Genomic DNA, 26,394 nt, shown 5'->3' on the forward strand with positions numbered 1-26,394 from the left:
CATGCTCAGAATCGGTCACGGATTTGATGTCCATGCGTTCGAGGAAGGACGTCCGCTGATCATCGGTGGCATCGAGATTCCCCATGACCGCGGGCTCAAGGGACACTCGGATGCGGATGTGCTGCTCCATACGATGGCGGATGCGATCCTCGGTGCCCTGGCTCTCGGGGATATCGGCAAGTTCTTCCCGGATACGGATGCGGCGTTCAAGGATATGGATTCCAAAGTGCTGCTTTCTGAAGTGGTGGAGATGATGGTCCAAAAAGGATATAGGATAGGGAACATCGATGCCGTCATCATGGCTGAGCGTCCCAAGTTCAGGCCGCATATCGATGATATGCGGGATGTTGCCGCCTCCCTTTTGAAGACGGATCTTTCAAATGTTAATATTAAAGCGACAACTACGGAAAAGCTCGGTTTTACAGGCAGGGGCGAAGGCATCGCTTCTGAAGCGGTAGTTCTAATTGAAAAAGTGGAGGAATAGCAATGGATAAAGTAAGAGTGAGGTATGCACCAAGTCCGACAGGATATCTGCACATCGGTAACGCGCGGTCGGCATTGTTCAACTATCTTTTTGCCCGTCGTTATGACGGGGATTTCATCATCCGTATCGAAGATACGGACAGCGCCAGGAATGTGGAAGCAGGAGAAGAGTCCCAGCTCCACTATCTGAAATGGCTCGGTCTGGAATGGGACGAGAGTGTAGATAAGGACGGGGGCTACGGTCCCTACCGCCAGTCGGAACGCCAGCACATCTATCAGCCGGTCATCGACAAGCTGCTGGAGGAGGGCAAAGCCTATCGATGCTATATGACATCGGAAGAACTTGAAGCGGAGCGGGAGGCACAGATCGCCCGTGGAGAAATGCCGCGTTATGGCGGCCAGCACGCGAACCTGACGGAAGAAGAGGAGCAAGCATTCATCGATGAAGGCAGAGAACCGAGCATCCGTTTCCGTGTACCGAAGGATGAGACATTCGTATTCGATGATATTGTAAAGGGTGAAGTGTCATTTGATTCGAATGGTATCGGCGACTGGGTCATCGTCAAAAAGGACGGTGTGCCGACATACAATTTCGCTGTCGTCATCGACGACCACATGATGGAAATCTCCCATGTACTGCGTGGGGACGACCATATCTCCAATACGCCGAAACAACAGATGATCTATCAGGCGATGGGCTGGGAAGAGCCGAAATTCGGCCATATGACGCTCATCGTCAACGAGAATAAGAAGAAGCTCTCCAAGCGTGATGGCTCCATCATCCAGTTCATCGAACAGTATAAGGATTTGGGTTATCTGCCTGAAGCATTGTTCAACTTCATCGCATTGCTTGGGTGGACGCCTGAAGGGGAAGAGGAGATCTTCTCCAAGGAAGAATTCATCAAGCTGTTTGATGAGACTCGGCTGTCCAAGTCCCCGGCGTTCTTCGACAAGCAGAAGCTGACGTGGATCAATAACCAGTACATGAAGGAGAAGGATGCTGAAACGGTCTTCCAGATGGCACTCCCTCATCTGGTTAAGGAGGGGCTCGTCGAGGAGAACGCTTCCGAAACAGAACTGGACTGGGCCCGCAAGCTCGTAGCCCTCTACCAGGAGCAGATGAGCTTTGCAGGGGAGATCACAACCCTGTCCGAACAGTTCTTCAAGGATGATATCGAATTTGATGAAGCGGCGAACGAAGTCATCGCACAGGAGCATATTCCAGAACTGATGACAGCCCTGCACGAGAAGTTCAGCACGATGGACGACTTCTCTCCGGAAGCCATCAAGGCGGCAATCAAGGAAGTCCAGAAGTCGACCGGCTACAAGGGCAAGAAGCTCTTCATGCCGATCCGCGTGGCTGTGACCGGCCAGACGAAGGGGCCGGAGCTGCCGGAGACCATCTCACTGATCGGCAGGGAAAAGGCACTGGCGCGCATCGGAAAGTTGAAGTAGCCGGGCAAACCAGTTGCAGCATGGGGCGGAATCCATTATGATTGTTAGAACAGAGAAACGAGTATGATCTTTTGACGGAAACCAGAGATTATCCGGCAGGTGTGAGGATAACCGGTCACTGATCAGAATTGCCCTCTGTGGAAATCTCAATATACCGAGAGTGCAGCATAGGCTGCAAGCAGAGTGGAACCGTGCTTAATGCGCCTCTGTCCTAAATGGACAGGGGCATTTTTATTAGAATGGAGGAAGACGAAATGCTGGATAGAATGAAGGAAGATATCGATATGGTGCTGGAGATGGATCCGGCTGCCAAAAATCGCATGGAAGTGTTTATCACTTGTTCAGGGCTCCATGCCATCTGGTCACACCTGATTGCCCATAAATTGTACAAGAAGAAGTTTACGACAAGTGCGCGCATTATCTCTCAGATGAGCCGTTTCTTCACCGGCATCGAAATCCACCCGGGGGCCCAGGTCGGGCGCAGGCTGTTCATCGACCATGGCATGGGTACCGTAATCGGGGAGACATGCCGCATCGGCGACAATGTGACGATATACCAGGGAGTGACCCTTGGCGGGACCGGCAAGGAGGAGCAGAAGCGGCACCCGGATATCGACGATAATGTGCTCATTGCAGCGGGTGCCAAAGTACTGGGGAACATACGCATCCACGAAAACTCGAAGATCGGTGCAAATTCCGTAGTATTGAAGGATGTGCCCCGTGATGCCACTGTCGTGGGCATTCCGGGCTATGTGGTCAAGCAGGCGGGCGAGAAGGTTAAGAATGCCAGGGATCTTAATCACACCGATCTGCCAGACCCGATTCTCGATATGATCCACGGATTGGAAGATGAAATCAAGGACTTTAGACACGAAGTCAGGAACGAGGTAGAAAATGGTTCTCATATTTAACTCTTTAACGCGGCAGAAGGAAGAATTCAAACCCATCGAGGACGGCAAGGTAAAAATGTATGTGTGCGGCCCTACCGTGTATAATTATATCCACATCGGTAACGCGCGTCCGGCGATTGCATTCGATACGGTACGCCGTTATCTTGAATATAAGGGATATGAAGTGGAATATGTCTCCAACTTCACTGATGTCGATGACAAGCTCATCAAGGCATCACTCGAGCTGAAGGAAGAGGTCCCGGTCATCGCCGACCGTTTCATAAAAGCCTTCTTCGAGGACACGGGGGCATTGAACGTGAAGCCTGCCACACACCATCCACGTGTAATGGACCACATGGACGATATCATAGAGTTCATACAGGTGCTGATCGACAAGGGTCATGCCTATGAATCAGACGGCGATGTCTATTTCAGGACACGTTCCTTTGACGGATACGGAAAGCTCTCCCATCAGTCGGTGGATGATCTGAAGGTTGGAGCGAGGATTGAATCTGGGGAGAAGAAGCAGGATCCGCTGGACTTCGTGCTGTGGAAGCAGGCCAAGCCGAATGAAATCAAATGGGAATCACCATGGGGGGAAGGGCGCCCGGGCTGGCACATCGAATGCAGTGTCATGGCGCGCCACCATCTGGGTGATACGATAGACATCCACGCAGGCGGCCAGGACCTCACCTTCCCACACCATGAAAATGAGATTGCACAGAGCGAGTGCATGACGGACAGCACATTCGCAAACTACTGGATGCATAATGGCTACATCAATATAGACAATGAAAAGATGTCGAAGTCCCTTGGGAACTTCATCCTGGTCCATGACATCATCAAGGAAATCAATCCGAATGTCCTCCGCTTCTTCATGATCAGCGTCCACTACCGCAATCCGATCAACTATAACCGGGAGCTGGTCGGGGCTGCCGAGAACGGGCTGAAACGGATCCAGTTCAGCTACCTGCAGGCGAAGGAACGCCTTGCGAGTGCCGTAGGCAACGGTGAGGACGAGGTGATGCTGAAGATCATCGACGATAACATCAAGACGTTCGAAGCGCATATGGATGATGATTTCAATACGGCAAATGCCATTACGGCTTGGCATGACCTTACGACCGAACTGAACAAGTATCTGCGCCGCCATACGACATCTGCCGGGGTGCTGGAACGTTTCGTCGAAGTGTTCGAAATCTACAGCACGGTCCTCGGTATCGAACTCGATGAGGCTGAAGTATTGCTTGATGAGGAAATTGAAGCATTGATAGAGGAACGTAACGAAGCCAGGAGGAACAGGGATTTCGCGCGTGCGGATGAAATCCGTGACGACCTGAAGGCGCAGGGGATCATCCTCGAGGACACCAAGGAAGGCGTGCGCTTCAGACGTGGGTGAGCATAATACCGACCGCATGCAGCCCCTGTCACTCGCCTTTGTCGGAGATGCAGTGTACTCGGTCTATGTGCGGACACATCTTCTGGTCGAGAATCCCCATCTGAAGCCGGATGCCATCCACCAGGCTGCCAACCGGATGGTGAAGGCGAGTGCCCAGGCAGAAGCCCTGGACCACTTGCGTAAGCACATCCTGACGGAAGAAGAGTGGGATATTGCACGGAAGGCACGCAATAAGTCGAGTGCAACACGGGCGAAAAACGCATCAATCAAGGACTACAGGAATGCTTCAGGGCTGGAAGCGCTGATCGGCCACCTCCATCTGAAGGGAGAGAAGGCGAGGCTTGATGAATTGATGCATATCATATTGGAATCAGGGAGGGATAGAAATGAGTGATTCAGTGATAGCGGGGCGCCATGCAGTGCGTGAGGCATTGATGGGGGATGCGGACATCAACAAGGTGTTCATCCAGGACTCCGTAAACAAGGGACAGATCAAGGATATACTCGATACCGCAAGAAAAAAGAAGGTGGTCGTCCAGACGGTGCCCAAATCGAAGCTCGATGGGCTGACTGATGAACGGCATCAGGGTGTAGTGGCCCTCGGCAGTCCGCACGACTATATGCCGCTTGAAACATTGATGGGAAGAATCGAGGGGAAGCGTGCAAACCTGGTCATACTCGATGGCCTGGAGGACCCGCACAACCTTGGATCCATCCTCAGGACCTGTGATGCCACCGGATTTGATGGTGTCATCATTCCGAACCGCCGCTCCGTGCAGCTGACGGATACGGTCGCCAAGACATCCACGGGGGCGATAGAACATGTGCCGGTCGTCCGCGTGACGAACATCAACCAGACCATCGACAAGCTGAAGGAGAAGGGGTTCTGGATTGCGGGCAGTGACGGCAAGGGCACGATGGATTACCGGGAAATGGCGGCAGATGTCAATACAGCGCTTGTGATAGGGAGCGAAGGTAAAGGGATCAGCAGAAAGACATTGGAGAAATGTGATTTCGTCGTACAGATTCCGATGGTGGGCCACATCACCAGCCTCAATGCCTCGGTATCGGCCGCACTGCTGATGTATGAAGTGTTCCGCAAGCAGAACGACGTCAGGCGTGGATGATATGAAGCGGAAAAAAAGGCGCATCCTGATTGTGGATGGCTATAATCTGATTGGTGCGGATCAGGAACTGCATAGGGAGTCCCTCCATTCGCTCGAGATGCCCAGAGAAAAGATACTGGCAGCCTTAGCTGAATACCAGTCGGTTGCGAACTATGAGATCATCTGCGTATTCGATGCCTACGAAGTGCGCTCGAAAGAAAGCATCCTTGATTATCATGGTGTCACTGTAGTGTATACGAAGGAGAAGGAGACGGCAGATGAGTATATTGAACGCTTCGTCCATGACCACTATCACCCCCATCTATGTGAAATCAGTGTGGTGACGAGCGACCTGACTGAACAGAATGCAATATTTGCACTCGGTGCCTACAGGATCTCCTCCCGGGAGATGTGGGTGAGCCTGGCGGAGGCTGAAAAGAATATCAGCAGGAAAATAGATACGATTAATGAAAAAATGCCAAGGCAGAAATTGGATATCCGCGATGATGTCCAGGCGAAACTTGAAAAATGGCGCCGGGGACGATTCTAGCGTATTGTATTTGACTCCGTTCCCTCTTATCATTCCTATTAATAGGATAGGGGGATGGGTATGTACCAGATTGCCACGTTTCATTTTTTTGTCAGGGAAGATGCCGATGATGAACTGGATGCATTGGCGTTCAGGGTCCGCGCAGGTGATATGCAGGCTTTCGATCTGATCGATGCCAGACTGAGGCCGCAGATCCACCGTATGAGCTATCGGTATATGAATGATTTCCATGATCGTGAAGATGTCGAGCAGGAAATGATGGAACAGGCGCTCAGGCTGTGCAGCCGCTATCAGCATGACAGGGGGAGGTATCGCCATTATCTGTTCCGCACGCTGCATCTTGAAATGCGCTCGCGCAGGAAGCGGGGCATGAGGGAGTATAGGGTGCTCGTGCCGACGGGGGATAAAGGTGTGGTAGAACAGGCCGAACCGGAAGAGAAGGTGGCCAACCCCATCAACATCATGGTGAAGGAGGAGCAGCTTCAGTACCTTATGCATAAGCGGGGGATCTGCTCGCCGCTTGAAAGGAAGGTGCTCCAGCACCTCGAAAAGGGCCATGGCATCAGCGATGTCTGCAGGGAGCTCGCCCTCGACAGAAGAAGCGTGCTGAACACCCTGCACCGCATCAGGCGCAAAAAGGAGCGCCTCGCCCTGTTGGAAGACTCCGGGGGGCTGTTTGACAACATGGCTTGAAATCGGTATAGTAAATTAGAATTGAAATGAGGATTTTATGATGAAAGTGGCATTGTTATGCACTGAATGCGGGTCGCGCAACTACACGACTGAAAGCGAGCATAAAGAGCGGCTTGTGCTCAAGAAATACTGCAGGACATGCAACCGGCATACGACTCATAAGAGTTCCATCTGATACAGGAGGAAGCAACCGATGGCAAATGATAAGAACTTCTTGCAGAATGTTGTCAGCGAAATGAAGAAAGTAAGCTGGCCGACTGGTCAGGAGACGGTACGCTATACTGCGGTCGTCATGTTCACAGTGATATTCTTTCTGGCGTTTTTCTATGCGCTGGACCTGGGTATCTCCGCAATCATAGACTTAATGTAACTAAAGGAGAGATACTATGTCTGGAGAAAAGAACTGGTATGCTGTGCACACCTATTCCGGATATGAAAATAAAGTAAAAGCAAATCTCGAGGCGCGCCTCGAATCGATGAATATGCAGGATCAGATCTTCCGTGTCATCATTCCAGAAGAGGAAGAGACGACCGTCAAGGACGGCAAGCGCAAGACTGCCATGAAGAAGACGTTCCCGGGCTACGTGCTGGTGGAACTGGTCATGACTGACGAATCATGGTACATCGTGCGGAACACTCCTGGCGTCACCGGGTTCGTCGGCTCGCAGGGGGCAGGCAGCAAGCCGAACCCGCTGCTTCCGGAGGAAGTCAAATTCATCCTGAAATCCATGGGGATGGCAGAGCGTACAGTCGATTTCGAAGTTGAAGTTGGAGAATCCGTCAATATCGTTGATGGACCGTTCAAGAACCAGACTGGGGAAATCCGTTCAATCGATGAGGAGCACTACAAGCTTACGGTACTTGTCGAGATGTTCGGCCGGGATACGCCTGTGGAAGTCGAATTCGACCAAATCGAGAAATTGTAATATGTGACTTGTGTTTTCAATGGAATAATGGTATATTGTCATGGTCGAATTTTGTTCGACCATCTTTTTATGATGCGAGTGGGAGGGTGAAAACTGACATCCTATGACCACATCACGATAACGAGGAGGTGCACATCGTGGCTAAAAAAGTAATCAACGTAGTAAAATTGCAGATTCCTGCAGGTAAAGCGAACCCGGCACCACCGGTAGGTCCGGCACTAGGTCAGGCGGGCGTAAACATCATGGGATTCTGTAAAGAATTCAATGCACGTACACAGGAACAGGCTGGTCTCATCATTCCGGTTGAAATTTCCGTATTCGAGGACCGTTCCTTCACTTTCATTACGAAGACTCCACCAGCGGCTGTTCTTTTGAAGAAAGCTGCCAACACCGAAAAAGGTTCAGGCGAACCGAACAAGAATAAAGTGGCGACAGTAACTGAAGCGCAGGTACGTGAAATTGCTGAAACTAAAATGGAAGACCTTAATGCAGCAGACGTGGAAGCGGCTATGCGTATGGTCGAAGGTACAGCAAGAAGCATGGGCTTCTCTGTAGAGAAATAATTTGAATTGACCATAAGGTTAAAGTATTAATACAAACGTGGGAGGATTACCCGCTATAACCACAAGGAGGAATAGTAATGGCTAAGAGAAGTAAAAAGTATCAGGCAGCTCTCGAGAAGTTTGATCAAAATGCGTCTTACAGCGTAGAAGAAGCAGTCAAACTTGCCAAAGAGACAAGCACTGTAAACTTCGATGCTTCTGTAGAAGTAGCATTCCGCCTGGGTATTGATACGCGTAAAAACGATCAGCAGATCCGTGGAGCAATCGTACTGCCGCACGGTACTGGCAAGTCACAGCGTGTATTGGTATTCGCTAAGGGCGACAAGGCGAAAGAAGCAGAAGCAGCAGGTGCAGACTACGTAGGAGAACAGGACTACATCCAGAAGATCAATAATGGATGGTTCGACTTCGATGTCATCGTAGCTACACCAGATATGATGGGTGAGGTCGGCAAGCTCGGCCGCGTGCTCGGACCAAAAGGTCTCATGCCGAACCCTAAAACAGGCACTGTAACAATGGATGTTACTAAAGCCGTTGAAGAGATCAAAGCAGGTAAAGTTGAATACCGTGCAGAAAAATCCGGTATCGTCCATGCAGCGATCGGCAAGGTTTCCTTCGATGATGAGAAGCTCGCCGACAACTTCAGGGCGATTGCTGATGCACTCACAAAAGCGAAACCGGCTTCTTCAAAAGGCACCTACTTCAAATCCGTGGCACTGTCTTCAACAATGGGGCCTGGTGTCAAAGTTGATCTGAACGAAGTAAGGGTCTAATTTCAATACTTGATTGGATATTGACAACTGCAGCTGTATTGTGTATAGTTGCAGTTGTATTTTAATATTCCCTAAGACAGTAGGAGCACCCTGTGCTTAAAACCCGATCCTACCGAGGCAAATGATGACGACTTGAATTCATATTGAATATTCAAGCACTTTTTGCCGTGGGTAAAAGGTGCTTTTTTAATGCACCGGATACACAAAAATTATGGAGGTGTAACTATGTCAAATGTGATTGAAGCTAAAAAGCAGCACGTGGATGTCATTTCCGACCAGCTCAAGAACTCTGTATCTACAGTGCTTGTAGACTACCGTGGCCTGTCTGTATCTGAAATGACTGAACTGCGCAAGCAGCTTCGTGAAGCAGGCGTCGAGTTCAAAGTCTACAAGAACACGATGACGCGCCGCGCAGCTGAAAAAGCTGAACTTGCTGAAATCAATGAGTTCCTCACTGGTCCAAACGCGCTTGCATTTTCAAACGAAGATGTAATCGCCCCAGCGAAGATCATCAACAATTTCGCGAAGGAACATGAAGCTTTGGAAATCAAAGCGGGCATCATCGAAGGAACGTTCACGCCGGCAGAAGATGTCAAGGCGATTGCAGCGCTTCCAGGCAAAGAAGGCCTTGTTTCCATGCTGCTCTCTGTACTTCAGGCTCCAGTACGCAACTTCGCCTATGCAGTTAAAGCAGTCGGTGAAGAGAAAGAGAACGAAGAAGCCTAAACCAATCTATTAAAAAAACGGAGGAATTATAATGTCTCAAGAACAAATCATTGAAGCAATAAAAGAAATGTCCGTACTTGAACTTAACGACCTTGTTAAAGCAATTGAAGAAGAATTCGGCGTAACAGCTGCAGCTCCAGTAGCAGCAGCAGGCGCAGGCGGCGGAGAAGCAGCTGCTGAAGAACAGACTGAATTCGACGTTGAACTTACAGACGCTGGATCTTCCAAGATCAAAGTCATCAAAGTTGTTCGTGAAGCAACTGGTCTCGGACTCAAAGAAGCGAAAGCAGTCGTTGACGGCGCACCTAAAGTTGTCAAAGAAGGCCTCGCTAAAGAAGAAGCTGAAGAACTCAAATCCCAGCTTGAAGAAGTTGGCGCAAGCGTAGAACTTAAATAATTTTTGTGTAAACACTTGGAGGCTCATGTTAAACATCTACTGTTTAAATGGGCCTCCTTTGTTATTTTATTCAAGTGCTTCATTACATAGGAGTGGTATCATGAGCCATTATTTCACTGGAGATAATACAGAACATGAATATAGGGAGATCAAATTCAACTACAGGGGCAGGGTCTACCGCTTCAGGACCGACCGCGGCGTCTTTTCGAGGGACCGTATCGACTATGGATCCTCGGTTCTGATCGATGCCGTCGTCCATGACACTAACATGTCAGAAGGCGGTGTATTCGTAGACATGGGTGCAGGATACGGCCCGATCGGCATTGTCCTTGGCGATGTGCTGGGTGCAAGGCCTGTCATGGTCGAAGTGAATTCCGACGCGCTTATGCTGTGCCGTGGGAATGCAGAGCAGAATGGTGTGGAAGCCGAAGTGATGGATCGTACGGAATATGATGAAAGGGAACTTGCAGAGCCTCCGGCGCTCTATGTGACCAACCCGCCTTTCCGTGCGGGGAAGCCAGTGGTGCTGGAAATGATTGAAGATGCCCACAGGAAACTTGGCGCAGGAGGATCCTTCTATATGGTGGTCCAGAAGAAGCAGGGCATGCCGTCGTACAGAAAAGCAGTTGAAAAGCTTTTCGGGAACTCGGAAATCGTTGCCAAGGACAAAGGCTATCATGTGCTGAAGGGCATCAAAATGTAGAAGACCAGTGTTTGACTTGACAAATTTTCTGTGTTATAGTTATAGAATGTAAAAATATAATGTCAATCAGTATGCACTTTTTGAACACTGATTGGATGGAGCGTATTAAATATTGTTAATAAATAGAAAATGGGGTTGGTCACGATTCCGTTTTCTTTTTGTCTTATTAACTGTTTAACTGCTTCGGTGAATGTTTTACGTAATTTTTATTAGGGGTGAATCTGTCGATGAGTCAATTGATTCAATATGGAAGACACGCTAAACGCAGAAGCTATGCACGTATCGAAGAGAAATTGGATTTGCCGAACCTGATCGAAATCCAGACGAAATCCTATGAATGGTTCCTGCAGACGGGCCTGATCGAAATGTTCAAGGACATTTCACCGGTCGAGGACTTCACTGGGAACATGTCATTGGAATTTGTGGACTATAAGCTTGGCGAACCCAAGTACGATGAGGAAGAGGCAAAGAACCATGATGCAACATATTCTGCACCATTGCGTGTAAAAGTACGCCTTGTCATCAAGGAAACGGGCGAAGTCAAGGAACAGGAAGTATTCATGGGTGACTTCCCACTGATGACGGATACAGGTACTTTCATTATCAATGGCGCAGAGCGTGTAATCGTATCACAGCTTGTCAGAAGTCCATCCGTATACTACTCGGAAAAAATGGATAAGAACGGCAAAGCGAGCTTTGGGGCGACGGTGATTCCCAACCGTGGTGCATGGCTCGAATACGAAATCGATGCTAAAGATATAGTTTACGTAAGAATAGACCGTACGCGCAAGCTGCCGATGACGGTACTGCTCAGGGCGCTCGGATTTTCTACAGACCAGGAAATCATAAACCTTCTCGGTGACAGTGAACATCTCAGGAACACACTGGAGAAGGATACGACAGAAACAGTGGATCAGGCACTCCTAGAAATATACGAACGACTTCGCCCAGGCGAGCCGCCGACAGTTGAGAATGCCAGAAATCTCCTCTACTCACGGTTCTTTGATCCGAAGCGTTATGATCTCGCGAGTGTTGGACGCTACAAGATGAATAAGAAGCTCCACCTTAAGAACCGTCTGTTCAACCAAGTGCTTGCTGAGCCTATCGTGGACAAGGAAACGGGCGAAATCGTAGCGGAAACAGGTACGACCGTCGACAGGCGCACATTGGACAGCATCATGGATGTGCTGGAAGCCAATGCAAACCTTGAAACATTCCGCCTTGAAAATGGACTTCTGGATGAACCGATTGAAATCCAATCCATCAAAGTGGAAGCACCGAACCAGGAAGAGGGTACAACGACAGTGATCGGCAACGCCTTCCCGGATGTGGAAGTGAAGTCCATCACACCGTCTGACATCATCGCCTCCATGAGCTACTTCTTCAACCTGATTGAAGGTGTGGGTCATACAGATGATATCGACCACCTCGGCAACCGTCGCCTGCGCTCTGTCGGTGAACTCCTGCAGAACCAGTTCAGGATCGGACTTTCCCGTATGGAGCGTGTAGTAAGGGAGCGCATGTCGATTCAGGATACTGAGTCGATCACACCACAGCAGCTCATCAATATCCGTCCTGTGATCGCATCCATAAAAGAGTTCTTCGGAAGCTCCCAGCTTTCCCAGTTCATGGACCAGACGAATCCGCTTGCAGAGCTGACACATAAAAGACGTCTGTCTGCGCTTGGGCCCGGCGGTCTGACGCGTGAACGTGCGGGCATGGAAGTGCGGGACGTACACTATTCCCACTACGGCCGCATGTGTCCGATCGAGACGCCGGAGGGCCCGAACATCGGTCTGATCAACTCACTCTCGAGCTTTGCCAGAGTGAATGAATTCGGCTTCATCGAAACACCATACAGAAGAGTGGATGCGGAAACGAACCGTGTAACGGACCAGATCGACTACCTTACTGCCGATGAGGAAGACAGCTATGTCGTGGCCCAGGCCAACGCCCTCCTGAATGAGGACGGATCCTTCGTAAGGGAAGAAATCGTATGCCGTTTCCGCGGCAACAACACGAAAATGGCAAGGGAACGCATGGACTACATGGATGTTTCTCCAAAGCAGGTCGTTTCTGCTGCAACAGCGTGTATCCCATTCCTCGAAAACGATGACTCCAACCGTGCGTTGATGGGTGCGAACATGCAGCGTCAGGCTGTACCACTTCTCATACCGCAGTCCCCTCATATCGGCACAGGCATGGAGCATGTGGCTGCCCGTGACTCCGGCGCTGCGATAGTTGCACGCTATAAAGGCCGTGTGGAGCATGTGGAAGCTAAAGAAATACACATCCGCCGCATCGAGGAGGAGAATGGCAAGGAAGTAGAAACAGAAAAGGATATCTACAGGCTGTCCAAATTCATCCGTTCCAACTCCGGTACATGCTACAACCAGAAACCGATCGTCGCAAAAGGTGATGTAGTCACACAAGGTGAAATCCTTGCAGACGGACCATCCATGGACAATGGTGAGATGGCGCTTGGACAGAACGTCGTGGTCGGCTTCATGACATGGGACGGCTACAACTATGAGGATGCAGTAATCATGAGTGAACGTCTCGTCAAAGATGATGTCTATACATCCATCCATATCGAAGAGTATGAATCTGAATCCAGGGACACCAAGCTCGGACCTGAAGAAATCACAAGGGATATTCCGAACGTCTCCGATAACGCACTCAAGAAGCTCGATGACCGTGGCATCGTTCACATTGGCGCAGAAGTCAAGGATGGCGATATCCTCGTCGGGAAGGTGACGCCGAAAGGTGTGACGGAACTGACTGCAGAGGAGCGCCTCCTGCATGCGATATTTGGTGAGAAGGCGCGCGAAGTGCGCGATACTTCACTGCGCGTGCCACACGGTGCCGGCGGCATCGTCCTCGACGTCAAAGTGTTCAATCGTGAAGATGGCGACGAACTGTCCCCGGGTGTCAACCAGCTCGTACGTGTCTACATCGTGCAGAAGCGTAAGATCAGCGTAGGGGACAAGATGTGTGGACGTCACGGGAACAAAGGTGTAATCTCCAGGATCCTTCCGGAAGAGGACATGCCTTACATGCCGGACGGCACACCGATCGACATCATGCTCAACCCGCTGGGTGTACCTTCCCGTATGAACATCGGACAGGTGCTTGAACTCCACCTCGGTATGGCGGCCCGTGCGATGGGTCTGAAGATGGCGTCACCGGTATTCGATGGTGCCAACGAAGAAGACGTATGGGAGACGATGGCTGAAGCCGGCCTTGCACGCGATGGCAAGACCGTCCTTTATGATGGACGCACAGGCGATCCGTTCGAAAACCGCATCTCCGTAGGCGTCATGTACATGCTCAAACTCGCCCACATGGTCGACGACAAGCTTCACGCAAGAAGCACCGGACCATATTCCCTGGTTACGCAGCAGCCGCTTGGCGGTAAGGCCCAATTCGGTGGCCAGCGTTTCGGGGAAATGGAAGTATGGGCACTGGAAGCCTATGGTGCCGCCTATACCTTGCAGGAAATCCTGACGGTCAAGTCGGATGATACTGTAGGACGTGTGAAGACTTATGAAGCGATTGTAAAAGGTGAAAACGTCCCTAAACCTGGCGTCCCTGAGTCATTCCGCGTATTGATGAAGGAACTCCAGAGTCTTGGCCTCGACGTCAACATCCTCGATGATCAGGACGAAGAAGTCGAGATGCGTGATACTGAAGAGGATGATGCATCCAATCAGATGAATTTGAGCGAGAAGACAAGCGCTGCAACTGAAGATGTCACTGAATGATGATTGAGCTTGATAAAACTTTAGGGAGGAAAGCTCATTGATAGATGTAAATAGATTTCAATATATGAAAATAGGTCTTGCTTCATCAGAAAAGATCCGCTCATGGTCCTTTGGTGAAGTGAAGAAGCCTGAAACAATCAATTACAGAACATTGAAGCCTGAAAGGGACGGCCTTTTCTGTGAAAAGATCTTCGGTCCTACGAAGGACTGGGAGTGCAGCTGTGGAAAATACAAGCGTGTAAGGTATAAAGGCATGGTCTGTGACCGTTGTGGTGTCGAAGTGACACGCTCCAAAGTACGCCGGGAAAGGATGGGGCACATTGAACTTGCTGCCCCTGTCTCCCATATATGGTACTTCAAGGGCATCCCGTCCAGGATGGGACTGCTCCTCGACATGTCACCGCGTTCACTGGAAGAAGTCATCTACTTTGCTTCCTATGCAGTAATCAAACCGGGCTCCACAGGTCTTGAACCGAAGCAGCTCCTCACTGAGCGTGAGTACAGGGAATACTATGACAAACACGGCAACACGTTCACAGCCAAGATGGGTGCGGAAGCGATCAAGGAACTCCTTATGGACGTCAACCTTGAAGAAGAACTCGAAGCACTGAGGAAAGAGCTGGAAACTGCTACGGGGCAGCGCCTGACAAGGGCAATCAAACGCCTTGAAGTCGTTGAATCATTCCGCAGTTCCGGCAATGACCCATCATGGATGATCCTCGATGTCCTGCCGATCATCCCACCGGAAATCCGTCCAATGGTGCAGCTTGATGGGGGCCGCTTTGCAACAAGCGATCTGAATGACCTCTATCGTCGTGTAATCAACCGAAACAACCGCCTGAAGCGTCTGTTGGACCTCGGTGCTCCCGGCATCATCGTCCAGAATGAGAAGCGCATGCTTCAGGAAGCGGTGGATGCACTCATCGATAACGGCCGTCGCGGCCGTCCGGTGACAGGACCGGGGAACCGCCCGCTCAAATCGCTTTCCCACATGCTCAAAGGGAAGCAGGGTCGTTTCCGTCAGAACCTTCTTGGTAAGCGTGTCGACTATTCAGGCCGTTCCGTAATCGTTGTTGGACCAAGCTTGAAGATGTATCAATGCGGACTGCCGAAGGAAATGGCACTTGAACTCTTCAAGCCGTTCGTAATGAAAGAGCTTGTAGAACGTGAAATGGCGACAAACATCAAAAACGCCAAAGGCAAGATCGAGCGTATGGAAGATGATGTATGGGATGTTCTTGAAGATGTCATCAAAGAACACCCTGTCCTCCTCAACCGTGCACCAACGCTCCACCGTCTGGGTATCCAGGCGTTCGAGGCGACGCTTGTCGAAGGCCGCGCCATCCGTCTGCACCCACTGGTGACGACGGCGTACAATGCCGACTTCGATGGAGACCAGATGGCGGTACACGTGCCGCTCTCCAAAGAAGCACAGGCGGAAGCGCGCATGCTGATGCTCGCTGCCCAGAACATCCTCAATCCGAAGGACGGGAAGCCGGTTGTTACACCATCACAGGATATGGTGCTGGGGAACTACTATCTCACCCTCGAGAGGGAGAACACGAAACGTGAAGGACACATCTTCAAAGATACGAATGAAGTTGTAATGGCCTACCAGAATGGCTATGTGCAGCTTCATACACGCATCGGACTGCACACGAATTCACTCGAGACGGAGAAGGTCTCCGAAGAGAATAAAGGCAAGATCCTGATGACGACGACAGGCAAGGTCATCTTCAACGAGATCATGCCGCCATCCTTCCCATACCTCAATGAACCGACAAGGGAAAACCTTGAGGATAAGACTCCGGACCGCTACTTCGTTTCAGTATCGGAGCTTGGTGAAGGCGGGTTGGCAGAGAGGCTCAAGGAGACGCCGATCGTGGAACCTTTCAACAAGAAGTACCTGGGTCAGATCATCGCGGAAGTATTCAACAAGTTCCACATCACAGAAACATCCGTAATGCTCGACCTCATGAAGGACCTCGGCTTCAAGTATTCTTCCAAAGCCGGAATCACCGTAGGTGTATCCGATATCGTGGTCCTGCCGGATAAACAGCAGATCATTGATGAGACAGAAGAGAAGGTCGAAAAAGTGCAGAAGCAGTTTGCACGCGGTCTGATCACTGAAGACGAGCGCTATGGTGCCGTCATCGAACTCTGGACGAGAGCCAAGGACGTCATCCAGGAACGCCTGATGGCATCACTCCACCGTCTGAACCCAATCTTCATGATGAGTGATTCCGGTGCCCGTGGTAATGCGTCCAACTTCACCCAGCTTGCTGGTATGCGTGGACTCATGGCCAACCCATCCGGACAGATCATCGAACTCCCGATCAAGTCCAGCTTCCGTGAAGGGCTGACGGTACTCGAGTACTTCATTTCCACACACGGGGCGCGTAAAGGTCTTGCCGATACAGCACTCAAGACGGCCGACTCCGGTTATCTCACAAGAAGGCTTGTTGATGTGGCACAGGATGTCATCGTGCGTGATGACGACTGTGGTACGGACAAAGGCCTCCTCGTTTCTGCATTGACAGAAGGGTCCGAGCTCATCGAACCGTTCATCGACCGTCTGGAAGGGCGCTATTCGAAAGAAACGGTGAGACATCCTGAAACGAAAGAAATCCTTGTGCGTTCAAACGAACTCATCACCACAGAACTGGCGAAGGAGATCGTGAACAGCGGCATCGAAGAGATGTACATCCGCTCTGCCTTCACATGCAACACCCGTCATGGTGTTTGTGAGCGCTGCTATGGTAAAAACCTGGCGACAGGCGAAAAAGTCGAAGTGGGTGAAGCAGTCGGTACAATCGCTGCCCAATCCATCGGTGAACCGGGTACACAGCTTACAATGCGTACATTCCACACAGGTGGGGTTGCCGGAAGCGATATTACCCAGGGTCTCCCGCGTATCCAGGAGCTCTTCGAGGCACGTAATCCAAAAGGTCAGGCGATGATTTCAGAAATCCGCGGAGCCGTTACGGATATCGAAGTCGTCAAGGACCGCCAGCAGGAGATCAAGATCAAGGGCGAGCAGGAGACGAAGACCTACACAGCACCGGCGACAGCGCGTCTGCTCGTGGAAGTTGGAGATCAGATCGAACCCGGCCAGATCCTTACAGAAGGTTCGATAGAACCGAAGGAACTCCTTGCGGTAGCGGGCTTGAACCGCACACAGGAATATCTTCTCAAGGAAGTTCAGAAGGTATACCGCATGCAGGGTGTTGAAATCGACGATAAGCACGTCGAGGTCATGGTCAGACAGATGCTCAGGAAAGTCAGGATCATCGATGCTGGAGACACGACGCTCCTTCCAGGTGCACTTGTCGACATCCATGCGTTTACGGATGCAAACAAGGAAATCTTCAAGAAGCGTAAACGTCCAGCAACGGCGAAACCGGTACTGCTCGGAATCACGAAAGCATCCCTTGAAACAGAGAGCTTCCTCTCTGCAGCCAGCTTCCAGGAAACGACAAGAGTACTTACAGATGCTGCAATCAAAGGAAAACGGGATGAACTTCTCGGCCTCAAGGAAAATGTCATCATCGGTAAGCTGATTCCGGCAGGAACAGGCATGCCGAAGTACCGCGATGTCGAGATCGATGTCGAAAGAAATACTGAAGCAGCCGATAAGGAAGAAGTATTGATAGAAGAATAACAGCAGCTCCCACTCTCCGGAGTGGGGCCTGTTTTTCATGATATATTGTTGACATCAATAGTGGCGGATGCTATTATTATTAAGGTTACTCTATATGGGATCGATACGATCGATATGGAGATAGAAAATGTTGAAATGTAAGATTTCAGTCTTACACATTTTTTATACCCTAAAAATGAACCACCTGGATGTGTGGGATTAATGAAGAGAGGAGGAAAACCATGCCAACGATTAATCAGCTTGTAAGAAAACCTCGTCAATCAAAAGGACAGAAATCAGACTCACCAGCATTGAACAGAGGGTTCAACAGCCTTAAGAAGCGTGTGACACACGAAAATGCACCACAGAAACGCGGTGTTTGTACTCGTGTTGGAACAATGACTCCTAAGAAACCGAACTCCGCTCTGCGTAAATATGCACGTGTGAGACTTTCAAATAATGTTGAAGTGAACGCATATATTCCTGGAATCGGGCACAACCTGCAAGAACACAGTGTAGTACTTATTCGCGGTGGACGTGTAAAGGACCTTCCTGGTGTGCGTTACCATATCGTACGTGGTGCGCTTGATACTTCAGGTGTCAACGACCGCAGACAAGGCCGTTCACTCTACGGTACTAAACGCCCTAAGAAAAAATAATTCCGTCATGATATGACGTACACAAACCTAATTTTTGAAAGGAGGATGACTATGCCACGTAAAGGACCAGTTGCCAAAAGAGACGTATTGCCGGATCCGATTCACAATTCCAAACTTGTGACTAAGCTTATCAATAAAATGATGGTGGACGGAAAACGCGGTACATCCCAAAGAATTCTCTATTCAGCATTTGATCTTGTACAGGAACGTTCTGGCAGGGATGCAATCGAAGTTTTTGATGAAGCGATCGAGAACATCATGCCGGTACTTGAAGTTAAAGCACGCCGTGTAGGTGGTTCAAACTACCAGGTGCCAGTAGAGGTACGTGCAGACCGCCGTACAACTCTCGGACTTCGTTGGCTCGTGAACTACGCACGTCTGCGTGGGGAAAAGACAATGGAAGAGCGCCTAGCGAACGAAATTCTTGATGCTGCCAACAATACAGGCGGAGCCGTCAAGAAACGTGAAGACACACACAAGATGGCTGAAGCAAACAGGGCATTCGCTCACTACCGCTGGTAGTCGGAGCCCCATAGCCGCTTAGCTTAATTTCATCCCATTCCTGGAAGGAGAAAAGGATACAAATGGCAAGAGAATTCTCTTTAGATAAAACGCGTAATATCGGTATCATGGCCCACATCGATGCTGGTAAGACGACGACGACTGAACGTATTCTTTATTATACAGGCCGCATCCACAAGATTGGTGAAACTCACGAAGGTGCATCCCAGATGGACTGGATGGAGCAGGAACAGGAACGTGGAATCACGATCACATCCGCTGCCACAACAGCGCAGTGGGACGGTCACCGCGTCAACATCATCGATACACCTGGACACGTAGACTTCACTGTAGAAGTTGAACGGTCCCTCCGTGTACTTGATGGTGCAGTAACAGTTCTTGATGCCCAATCAGGTGTCGAGCCGCAGACTGAAACAGTCTGGAGACAGGCTACGACATACGGCGTTCCACGTGTTGTATTCATCAACAAGATGGACAAAGTCGGTGCGGACTTCGAATATTCAGTAAGTACCCTCAGAGACCGACTGCAGGCGAATGCCCACCCGATCCAGCTGCCGATTGGTGCTGAAGATGACTTCAATGGCATCATCGATCTGGTAGAAATGAAGGCATTCAAGTACAACAACGACCTGGGTACGGAAATCGACGAAATCGAAATACCGGCTGACTACCAGGACAAAGCGGAAGAACTCAGAGAAAGCCTGATTGAAGGCCTCGCTGACGTGAATGAAGACGTCATGGAAAAATACCTGGGTGGAGAAGAAATTTCAGTTGCAGAACTCAAAGCTGCAATCCGCCAGGCGACATGTGATGTCGAGTTCTACCCTGTAATGTGCGGTACAGCCTTCAAGAACAAAGGGGTACAACTGCTCCTTAATGCAACAATCGACTATCTGCCATCACCACTTGATGTAAAACCTATCGTTGGACACAAAAAAGGTGACGAAGATGCGGAAATCATTGCGAAGCCGGATGATTCCGAACCATTTGCTGCACTTGCATTCAAAGTAATGACAGACCCGTTCGTGGGTAAACTTACTTTCTTCCGTGTGTACTCCGGTACACTGGACGCAGGTTCCTACATCAGGAATACTACGAAAGACAAGCGTGAGCGTGTCGGACGTATCCTGCAGATGCATGCGAACTCCCGTCAGGAGATCTCCACAGTCTACTCTGGAGATATCGCAGCAGCAATCGGACTCAAAGATACTGGTACAGGAGATACGCTGTGTGATGAAAAGAATCAAGTTATTCTTGAGTCCATGGACTTCCCTGAACCGGTTATCCACCTGTCTGTAGAACCGAAATCCAAAGCTGACCAGGACAAGATGTCCAACGCCCTCGTCAAGCTTCAGGAAGAGGACCCTACATTCACAGCCCACACTGATAATGAGACTGGACAGGTCATCATCGGTGGTATGGGTGAGCTTCACCTCGACATCCTTGTCGACCGTATGAAGCGTGAATTCAAAGTTGACTGTAACGTAGGTGCACCAATGGTATCCTACCGTGAAACATTCAAGAAGCAGGCTTCTGTACAAGGTAAATTCACACGTCAATCCGGCGGCCGCGGCCAATACGGTGACGTTCATGTTGAATTCACACCTAACGAAGTCGGTGGCGGTTTCGAGTTCGAAAACGCAATCGTCGGTGGTGTGGTACCACGTGAATATATCCCATCCGTAGAAGCAGGTATCAGGGATGCCATGGAAAACGGTGTGCTTGCCGGCTACCCTATGGTAGACGTCAAAGCGAAACTCTTCGATGGTTCCTACCACGATGTCGACTCCTCTGAGATGGCCTTCAAGGTGGCTGCATCCCTGGCACTCAAAGAAGCTGCCAAGGTTTGTGACCCTGTAATCCTTGAGCCGATGATGAAGGTTGAAATCGTAATGCCTGAAGAGTACATGGGAGACATCATGGGTGACGTTACAAGCCGTCGTGGCCGTGTCGAAGGTATGGCTGCACGCGGTAACGCCCAAGTCGTCAACGCATTCGTTCCACTGTCCGAAATGTTCGGATATGCGACCAACCTGCGTTCAAACACGCAAGGCCGCGGAACTTATACAATGACATTCGATCACTATGAAGAAGTGCCGAAATCAATCTCTGAAGAAATCATCAAGAAAAACAAAGGTGAATAATCAGCCCGCTTGATTTTTAGGCTTGAATCATTTATAAGTGATTTAGAAACACCTCGGGCGGGTGCAGCCCGCTCCGAGTTTCAATATAAAACAAACAATAACTTTATTTAAGGAGAGGTATACGAAATGGCAAAAGAAAAATTCGACCGTTCCAAAACACATGCCAATATTGGTACAATTGGTCACGTTGACCATGGTAAAACAACTCTGACAGCTGCTATCGCGACTGTTCTTGCTAAAAGAGGTCCAGGTGAAGCTCAGAGCTATGACATGATCGACAACGCACCAGAAGAAAAAGAACGTGGAATCACAATCAACACTTCCCACATCGAGTATGAAACTGAAAAGCGTCACTATGCGCACGTTGACTGCCCAGGACACGCTGACTACGTTAAAAACATGATCACTGGTGCAGCTCAAATGGACGGCGGTATCCTCGTTGTTTCTGCAGCAGACGGTCCAATGCCACAAACACGTGAGCACATCCTGCTCTCCAAAAACGTTGGCGTACCTGCGCTTGTTGTATTCCTCAACAAAGTTGACATGGTAGACGACGAAGAGCTTCTTGAACTCGTAGAAATGGAAGTGCGTGAACTGCTTTCCGAATACGACTTCCCTGGCGATGACATCCCAGTAATCGCTGGTTCTGCCCTCAAAGCACTTGAAGGCGACGAAGAGTACGAAGATAAAATTCTTGAACTCATGCAGGCAGTGGATGACTATATCCCAACTCCAGAGCGTGACTCCGACAAGCCATTCATGATGCCAGTAGAGGACGTATTCTCCATCACTGGCCGCGGTACAGTTGCAACAGGCCGTGTTGACCGTGGACAAATCAAAGTCGGTGACGAAGTTGAAATCATCGGTCTTGCTGAAGAGTCCTCCAAAACAACTGTTACAGGTGTTGAAATGTTCCGTAAGCTTCTTGATTATGCTGAAGCTGGCGACAACATCGGTGCACTTCTCCGTGGTGTATCCCGTGACGACATCCAACGTGGCCAAGTACTTGCTGCGCCTGGATCCATCACTCCACACACAGAGTTCAAAGCAGAAGTTTATGTACTTTCAAAAGAAGAAGGTGGACGTCACACTCCATTCTTCAACAATTACCGCCCACAGTTCTACTTCCGTACTACGGACGTAACTGGTGTAGTAAACCTTCCTGAAGGTACTGAAATGGTTATGCCTGGCGACAACGTTGAAATGACAGTTCAACTCATTTCTCCAATCGCTATCGAAGACGGTACACGTTTCTCCATCCGTGAAGGTGGACGTACTGTTGGATCAGGTGTTGTAACTGACATCATCAAATAATCCAATTTCATTGGAAGGAAGAGCCGGGGAACCCCGGCTCTTTTTTTGTGGCAAATAAAGGCGTCCTCAAACTGAGGACGCCTTTATTCTACTATTCAAACCCAGTCACTATCCTTATGAGTGCTTCGACACCGGCTTTCATGCCGCGCTCATCAATATCGAATAGCGGATGATGATGGGGGCGGTCGGCACCGATATCTGTGTTTCTTACTCCTGTATAGAAGTAGCATCCCGGCCTTTCCTGCAGGAAGTAGGAGAAGTCTTCTCCCCCCATGGATGGTGGGTTCTCCTCACAGGTCTTAACGTAGCTGGCATCCTTCAATACATTCAATGTGTGGTCTAGCTGATCATTGTCATTGAGCAGTGAAGGATAGCCATCTGTGTATTTGAGATGGCATTTGACGTCGAAGCTCGACTCAATCCCGCGGATGATGCCTTCCATGCGCTGCCGTACCCTTTCTTTGACTTCCTTTTCGAAGGTCCTGATTGTACCGCTGATTTCAACGGTATTTGGAATGACATTGAAGGAGGACCCTCCATTGAAGGTAGATACGGTGACGACAGCAGATTTCAGCGGATCTATGGTTCTTGAGACGATGCTCTGCATCTGCTGGATGAGGGAGGCTGCAGCAACAACAGGATCGATTGCCTCATGAGGCTCAGCGCCATGGCCGCCCCGTCCTTCTATCTCGATAGAAAATGCATCGGCACTCGCAAATGCATAGTCATAGGTATATGAGAGGGTGCCGACGGGATAGAGGCTGGAGACGTGCGTTCCGAATACATAATCGACATCTTCCAAGGCTCCGTCCTCAATCATCGCTTTTGCGCCTCCAGGAAGCAGCTCTTCTGCATGCTGGTGGATGAGGACCACGTTGACGGGGAGTTCCTCTTTGTGTGCGGCCAGTATGCGGGCTGCTGTAATCAGCATCGCCGTGTGGGCATCATGGCCGCAAGCATGCATCACACCCGGGTTGGTCGATCTGTAGGGGACATCCTTTTCGTCCTGGATGGGCAGGGCATCGAAGTCGGCGCGCAGTCCGACCGTCTTATAGTCGTCATTTACATGGAGACGCGCGACAATGCCATTACCGCCTACATCCTGACGGATATCAAAGCCGAGGTCCCTGATCTGTTCATATATATAACGTTTCGTATTCTCCTCTTCAAACGATACTTCAGGGTGCATGTGCATATGGCGGCGTATGGCGACCATATCCTCATAGTGCTGTTCTATTTCATTGGTCAGGTCCATCATTCGTAAGACTCCTTTTCCAGATAGTTGAATACGGATTTCAGCATGACGGACACTGCGTTCGTCAGGCCCTTTTCATCAATGTCGAATTTGCCATGATGATGCGGGTAGTCCGCTTTGAAGTTGGGGTTCCGTGTCCCGGTGTAGTAGAAGGTGCCGGGCACACGCTGCAGGTAGTAGGAGAAGTCCTCGCCGCCGAGGTCCGGTTCCAGCTCCTGGACTTCCTTCACGGTGGAGACCTGCTTTGCCGCCGCCAGTACAAGATCCGTCTCATCAGTCGTATTTACTACAGGCGGATACCCCTTCATGTAATCAAGGTCATAGGAGATGCCTGTAGTGGTGACCAGCCCTTCGAGACACTTCTTCAGCTCTGTGATCATGACATTCTGCGTCTCGGCATTGAAGGTGCGGATGGTCCCTCCGACTTCGACCTCGTCCGGGATGATGTTATGCTGGTGTCCGCCGTTGAACATCGTGATGGACAGGACGACCGGTTCCATCGGTTTCGATTTGCGGGTGACGATGTACTGCAGCTGATTGCAGAAAGAGATCGCCGCTGCCACGGGGTCGGTGGCCACATGCGGTTTTGAGGCATGTCCTCCGCGTCCGTGTATTTTTATGGTGAAATCATCAGGCATGCCTGTGGCCGTGCCGTATTTATATCCGATGGTGCCGACATCAAGACTGCTGGTGACATGCTGTCCGAAAATGACATCGACATCTTCCAGACATCCATCGGCAATCATCTGTATGGCGCCGCCGGGATCCACTTCTTCGGCATGCTGGTGGATGAAGACCACGTTACCCTTCAGATGCTCCCTATTCTCCGAGAGGATGCGTGCCACAGTGAGCAGCACAGCCGTGTGGGCATCGTGTCCGCATGCATGCATGACTCCGGGGACAGTGGACCTGTACGGCACATCCTTCTGGTCCTGGATGGGAAGGGCGTCGAAATCAGCCCGCAGTGCTACAGTAGGCAGGGAAGGGTCGGTGATCAGCCTGCCGACGACACCGCGTCCACCGACGCCTTCCTGCACATCGAGGCCCAGTTCCCGCAGGTATTCGGCAATATATGCGGGCGTCTGGACCTCATGGAATGAAAGTTCGGGATACATGTGGAAATGGCGGCGCAGACGCACCATCTCATTGTAGTGGGTTTCCGTCAGACGTTCTATCATTGCTATTTCCATTCGATCACCTGCTCGATTTCAAGTATTTTCATGAACATGGAAAGGCCGCTTTGCATGGCATCTTCGTCCATGTCGAATTTCGGGTGATGATGCACATAGTCGCTGTGCTTTCCGGAGTTTCCGGATCCGGTGAAGAAGAACGCGCCGGGCCGTTCATTGATGTAATAGGAGAAATCCTCCCCGATCATCAGTGGTTTGGCCTCCTCGAAGTCGAATCCGAGTGCTTCAGCTGCCTGCTGGATCACTGAGGCTTCCGATTCATGATTGACGACTGCAGGATAGCCGAAATTATAGTCGACTTCTGCTGTCGCCCCCCGTTTTTCAGCGGTCAGTTGGGCCTCCTGATGGAAGATGTCGCGGATCCGCTCCTTTACAGTGTGATCGAATGTCCGTACAGTCCCTATGAGTTCGGCAGAATCCGGTATGACATTGAAAGCATCACCGGCCCGTACTTTGCCGACGGTCACGACTGCATTATCCAGTGGGGAAACCTGTCTTGAGACCGCAGTCTGCAGATTTGTGATGAGTTCTGCGGCGATGACGACCGGGTCGACCGAATTCTGGGGCTTTGCGGCATGTCCGCCCCTGCCCTGTATACGGATCGTGAACATATCGGGGCTCGAGATGACCGGTCCCGGCTTCGTCTTGATCTGATGGGTCGGGTATTGGCTCCAGTAGTGCTGCCCGTAGACTTTGTCGATGCCTTCAAGCACACCGTCCTCCACCATCGAAATCGCGCCGCCTGGCTGCACTTCTTCAGCGAACTGGAAGATGAAGGAAACACTGCCCTTGAGATCTTCACGATTCCTGTGTACTAGTTCCAGCAAGGCGAGGAGGGTGCTTGTATGGGCATCGTGTCCGCATGCATGCATCACACCATCGACCGTCGACCTGTATGGCACATCCTTCTCATCATGGATCGGCAGTGCATCAAAGTCTGCACGGATGGCGATGTGGGGATGGGGCGCATCACCGATTGTGGCAAGCAGGCCGCGTCCGCCGACACCTTCCCGGACCGTAACGCCCGGGTAGCGTTTCAGGCGTTCCAGTATGTATTGATACGTCTCATCCTCCTGAAATGAAACTTCAGGATGCATGTGCATATATCGTCTGTTTTCGACCATATCAGGGAGTATGGTTTTTGCGATTTCATCTATCGTCATTTAATTCGCCTCCATAAATTATATTACATAATTTTATCAAATTTTCGCACTTTTATAAACATAATAAAACCCATGTTTT

The 26,394-nt window shown here is 50.3% G+C and carries 25 protein-coding genes and 1 other annotated feature; of the genes, 22 read left to right on the forward strand and 3 right to left on the reverse strand.

Translation table 11 applies throughout. From position 1 onward, the window contains the following. Position 1: 1 nt before the first annotated feature. The 22 genes from ispF (at position 2) to tuf (ending at position 22,707) form a co-directional block, all read left to right on the forward strand. Positions 2-484: a 2-C-methyl-D-erythritol 2,4-cyclodiphosphate synthase gene (gene ispF / locus LLU09_RS07325; RefSeq protein ID WP_228311183.1), complete on the forward strand. Its 483-nt coding sequence runs from the start codon at positions 2-4 to the stop codon at positions 482-484. A gap of 2 nt (positions 485-486) precedes the next feature. Further along, the gene (gene gltX / locus LLU09_RS07330; protein ID WP_228311184.1) at positions 487-1,938 is read left to right on the forward strand and encodes a glutamate--tRNA ligase; all 1,452 of its coding nucleotides are present in this window, start codon (positions 487-489) and stop codon (positions 1,936-1,938) included. Between the two features lie 254 nt (positions 1,939-2,192). Continuing rightward, positions 2,193-2,849 carry a serine O-acetyltransferase gene (gene cysE, locus LLU09_RS07335; protein ID WP_040106286.1) on the forward strand — a complete coding sequence of 219 codons (657 nt, stop codon included), beginning with the start codon at positions 2,193-2,195 and terminating at the stop codon, positions 2,847-2,849. Next, entirely contained in the window at positions 2,833-4,227 is a 1,395-nt protein-coding gene (cysS, locus tag LLU09_RS07340) for a cysteine--tRNA ligase (RefSeq protein ID WP_228311185.1), read from the forward strand. Before cysE ends, cysS begins: the two co-directional genes overlap by 17 nt. Next, positions 4,220-4,621: a Mini-ribonuclease 3 gene (locus LLU09_RS07345; RefSeq protein WP_228311186.1), complete on the forward strand. Its 402-nt coding sequence runs from the start codon at positions 4,220-4,222 to the stop codon at positions 4,619-4,621. Before cysS ends, LLU09_RS07345 begins: the two co-directional genes overlap by 8 nt. Beyond that, positions 4,614-5,354 (forward strand): 23S rRNA (guanosine(2251)-2'-O)-methyltransferase RlmB, encoded by a 741-nt coding sequence (gene rlmB / locus LLU09_RS07350; RefSeq protein ID WP_228311187.1) that lies wholly within the window; start codon positions 4,614-4,616, stop codon positions 5,352-5,354. The genes LLU09_RS07345 and rlmB overlap by 8 nt, the downstream gene beginning before the upstream one ends. 1 nt (position 5,355) lies before the next feature. Beyond that, positions 5,356-5,883 (forward strand): NYN domain-containing protein, encoded by a 528-nt coding sequence (locus LLU09_RS07355; RefSeq protein WP_228311188.1) that lies wholly within the window; start codon positions 5,356-5,358, stop codon positions 5,881-5,883. A 60-nt stretch (positions 5,884-5,943) separates the two neighbouring features. After that, the gene (locus LLU09_RS07360) at positions 5,944-6,576 is read left to right on the forward strand and encodes an RNA polymerase sigma factor (RefSeq protein WP_228311189.1); all 633 of its coding nucleotides are present in this window, start codon (positions 5,944-5,946) and stop codon (positions 6,574-6,576) included. A 40-nt stretch (positions 6,577-6,616) separates the two neighbouring features. Further along, positions 6,617-6,751, forward strand: coding sequence for a 50S ribosomal protein L33 (gene rpmG, locus LLU09_RS07365; RefSeq protein WP_084184888.1), 135 nt, complete (start codon positions 6,617-6,619; stop codon positions 6,749-6,751). An 18-nt stretch (positions 6,752-6,769) separates the two neighbouring features. Further along, positions 6,770-6,946, forward strand: a complete 177-nt coding sequence (secE, locus tag LLU09_RS07370; protein WP_031545932.1) for a preprotein translocase subunit SecE — start codon at positions 6,770-6,772, stop codon at positions 6,944-6,946. Between the two features lie 16 nt (positions 6,947-6,962). Further along, positions 6,963-7,502: a transcription termination/antitermination protein NusG gene (gene nusG / locus LLU09_RS07375; protein ID WP_228311190.1), complete on the forward strand. Its 540-nt coding sequence runs from the start codon at positions 6,963-6,965 to the stop codon at positions 7,500-7,502. 137 nt (positions 7,503-7,639) lie between these two features. Continuing rightward, positions 7,640-8,065, forward strand: coding sequence for a 50S ribosomal protein L11 (gene rplK, locus LLU09_RS07380; RefSeq protein WP_094906130.1), 426 nt, complete (start codon positions 7,640-7,642; stop codon positions 8,063-8,065). Between the two features lie 77 nt (positions 8,066-8,142). Beyond that, positions 8,143-8,838 carry a 50S ribosomal protein L1 gene (gene rplA, locus LLU09_RS07385; protein ID WP_228311191.1) on the forward strand — a complete coding sequence of 232 codons (696 nt, stop codon included), beginning with the start codon at positions 8,143-8,145 and terminating at the stop codon, positions 8,836-8,838. 52 nt (positions 8,839-8,890) lie between these two features. Then, positions 8,891-9,035 (forward strand) — a sequence feature (ribosomal protein L10 leader region). A 28-nt stretch (positions 9,036-9,063) separates the two neighbouring features. After that, positions 9,064-9,564: a 50S ribosomal protein L10 gene (gene rplJ / locus LLU09_RS07390; protein WP_040106278.1), complete on the forward strand. Its 501-nt coding sequence runs from the start codon at positions 9,064-9,066 to the stop codon at positions 9,562-9,564. A gap of 28 nt (positions 9,565-9,592) precedes the next feature. Next, a complete protein-coding gene (gene rplL, locus LLU09_RS07395) occupies positions 9,593-9,961 on the forward strand; it encodes a 50S ribosomal protein L7/L12 (protein WP_175288096.1) in 369 nt (122 codons plus the stop codon). Positions 9,962-10,061: 100 nt separating this feature from the next. Then, entirely contained in the window at positions 10,062-10,664 is a 603-nt protein-coding gene (locus tag LLU09_RS07400; protein WP_228311192.1) for a class I SAM-dependent methyltransferase, read from the forward strand. A gap of 227 nt (positions 10,665-10,891) precedes the next feature. Next, the gene (gene rpoB, locus LLU09_RS07405) at positions 10,892-14,428 is read left to right on the forward strand and encodes a DNA-directed RNA polymerase subunit beta (protein WP_228311193.1); all 3,537 of its coding nucleotides are present in this window, start codon (positions 10,892-10,894) and stop codon (positions 14,426-14,428) included. A 37-nt stretch (positions 14,429-14,465) separates the two neighbouring features. Further along, positions 14,466-18,089 (forward strand): DNA-directed RNA polymerase subunit beta', encoded by a 3,624-nt coding sequence (gene rpoC / locus LLU09_RS07410; protein WP_228311194.1) that lies wholly within the window; start codon positions 14,466-14,468, stop codon positions 18,087-18,089. Positions 18,090-18,310: 221 nt separating this feature from the next. Beyond that, positions 18,311-18,727: a 30S ribosomal protein S12 gene (rpsL, locus tag LLU09_RS07415; RefSeq protein ID WP_031545912.1), complete on the forward strand. Its 417-nt coding sequence runs from the start codon at positions 18,311-18,313 to the stop codon at positions 18,725-18,727. Positions 18,728-18,778: 51 nt separating this feature from the next. After that, the gene (gene rpsG / locus LLU09_RS07420) at positions 18,779-19,249 is read left to right on the forward strand and encodes a 30S ribosomal protein S7 (protein WP_031545910.1); all 471 of its coding nucleotides are present in this window, start codon (positions 18,779-18,781) and stop codon (positions 19,247-19,249) included. A 62-nt stretch (positions 19,250-19,311) separates the two neighbouring features. Next, positions 19,312-21,393 carry an elongation factor G gene (gene fusA / locus LLU09_RS07425; protein WP_228311195.1) on the forward strand — a complete coding sequence of 694 codons (2,082 nt, stop codon included), beginning with the start codon at positions 19,312-19,314 and terminating at the stop codon, positions 21,391-21,393. A gap of 126 nt (positions 21,394-21,519) precedes the next feature. Then, positions 21,520-22,707, forward strand: a complete 1,188-nt coding sequence (tuf, locus tag LLU09_RS07430) for an elongation factor Tu (protein WP_228311196.1) — start codon at positions 21,520-21,522, stop codon at positions 22,705-22,707. A gap of 91 nt (positions 22,708-22,798) precedes the next feature. On the opposite strand, the gene LLU09_RS07435 is transcribed toward tuf, so the two are convergent. Genes LLU09_RS07435 through LLU09_RS07445 form a run of 3 tightly spaced genes read right to left on the reverse strand, consistent with a single transcriptional unit; the run spans position 22,799 to position 26,315 of the window. After that, on the reverse strand, positions 22,799-23,965 hold the full coding sequence (locus LLU09_RS07435) for a M20 metallopeptidase family protein (RefSeq protein ID WP_228311197.1): 1,167 nt from the start codon (positions 23,963-23,965) through the stop codon (positions 22,799-22,801). Further along, complete coding sequence (locus tag LLU09_RS07440) at positions 23,962-25,152, reverse strand: M20 metallopeptidase family protein (RefSeq protein WP_228311198.1); 1,191 nt, start codon at positions 25,150-25,152, stop codon at positions 23,962-23,964. The genes LLU09_RS07435 and LLU09_RS07440 overlap by 4 nt, the downstream gene beginning before the upstream one ends. Continuing rightward, a complete protein-coding gene (locus LLU09_RS07445) occupies positions 25,143-26,315 on the reverse strand; it encodes an amidohydrolase (protein WP_094906137.1) in 1,173 nt (390 codons plus the stop codon). The genes LLU09_RS07440 and LLU09_RS07445 overlap by 10 nt, the downstream gene beginning before the upstream one ends. Between the last annotated feature and the right edge of the window lie 79 nt (positions 26,316-26,394).

Source organism: Salinicoccus sp. RF5 (assembly GCF_020786625.1).
GTDB lineage: Bacteria > Bacillota > Bacilli > Staphylococcales > Salinicoccaceae > Salinicoccus.

Bases quoted from the DNA above. Each gene is read 5' to 3' on its own strand.
- rpsG (WP_031545910.1), top strand. From the start codon at position 18,779: ATGCCACGTAAAGGACCAGTTGCCAAAAGAGACGTATTGCCGGATCCG.
- rplA (WP_228311191.1), top strand. From the start codon at position 8,143: ATGGCTAAGAGAAGTAAAAAGTATCAGGCAGCTCTCGAGAAGTTTGAT.
- tuf (WP_228311196.1), top strand. From the start codon at position 21,520: ATGGCAAAAGAAAAATTCGACCGTTCCAAAACACATGCCAATATTGGT.
- LLU09_RS07435 (WP_228311197.1), bottom strand. From the start codon at position 23,965: ATGATGGACCTGACCAATGAAATAGAACAGCACTATGAGGATATGGTC.
- nusG (WP_228311190.1), top strand. From the start codon at position 6,963: ATGTCTGGAGAAAAGAACTGGTATGCTGTGCACACCTATTCCGGATAT.
- cysS (WP_228311185.1), top strand. From the start codon at position 2,833: ATGGTTCTCATATTTAACTCTTTAACGCGGCAGAAGGAAGAATTCAAA.
- rpsL (WP_031545912.1), top strand. From the start codon at position 18,311: ATGCCAACGATTAATCAGCTTGTAAGAAAACCTCGTCAATCAAAAGGA.
- rpmG (WP_084184888.1), top strand. From the start codon at position 6,617: ATGAAAGTGGCATTGTTATGCACTGAATGCGGGTCGCGCAACTACACG.
- LLU09_RS07400 (WP_228311192.1), top strand. From the start codon at position 10,062: ATGAGCCATTATTTCACTGGAGATAATACAGAACATGAATATAGGGAG.
- gltX (WP_228311184.1), top strand. From the start codon at position 487: ATGGATAAAGTAAGAGTGAGGTATGCACCAAGTCCGACAGGATATCTG.
- rlmB (WP_228311187.1), top strand. From the start codon at position 4,614: ATGAGTGATTCAGTGATAGCGGGGCGCCATGCAGTGCGTGAGGCATTG.
- LLU09_RS07360 (WP_228311189.1), top strand. From the start codon at position 5,944: ATGTACCAGATTGCCACGTTTCATTTTTTTGTCAGGGAAGATGCCGAT.
- LLU09_RS07440 (WP_228311198.1), bottom strand. From the start codon at position 25,152: ATGGAAATAGCAATGATAGAACGTCTGACGGAAACCCACTACAATGAG.
- rpoB (WP_228311193.1), top strand. From the start codon at position 10,892: ATGAGTCAATTGATTCAATATGGAAGACACGCTAAACGCAGAAGCTAT.
- secE (WP_031545932.1), top strand. From the start codon at position 6,770: ATGGCAAATGATAAGAACTTCTTGCAGAATGTTGTCAGCGAAATGAAG.
- LLU09_RS07445 (WP_094906137.1), bottom strand. From the start codon at position 26,315: ATGACGATAGATGAAATCGCAAAAACCATACTCCCTGATATGGTCGAA.
- LLU09_RS07355 (WP_228311188.1), top strand. From the start codon at position 5,356: ATGAAGCGGAAAAAAAGGCGCATCCTGATTGTGGATGGCTATAATCTG.
- rplJ (WP_040106278.1), top strand. From the start codon at position 9,064: ATGTCAAATGTGATTGAAGCTAAAAAGCAGCACGTGGATGTCATTTCC.
- ispF (WP_228311183.1), top strand. From the start codon at position 2: ATGCTCAGAATCGGTCACGGATTTGATGTCCATGCGTTCGAGGAAGGA.
- fusA (WP_228311195.1), top strand. From the start codon at position 19,312: ATGGCAAGAGAATTCTCTTTAGATAAAACGCGTAATATCGGTATCATG.
- cysE (WP_040106286.1), top strand. From the start codon at position 2,193: ATGCTGGATAGAATGAAGGAAGATATCGATATGGTGCTGGAGATGGAT.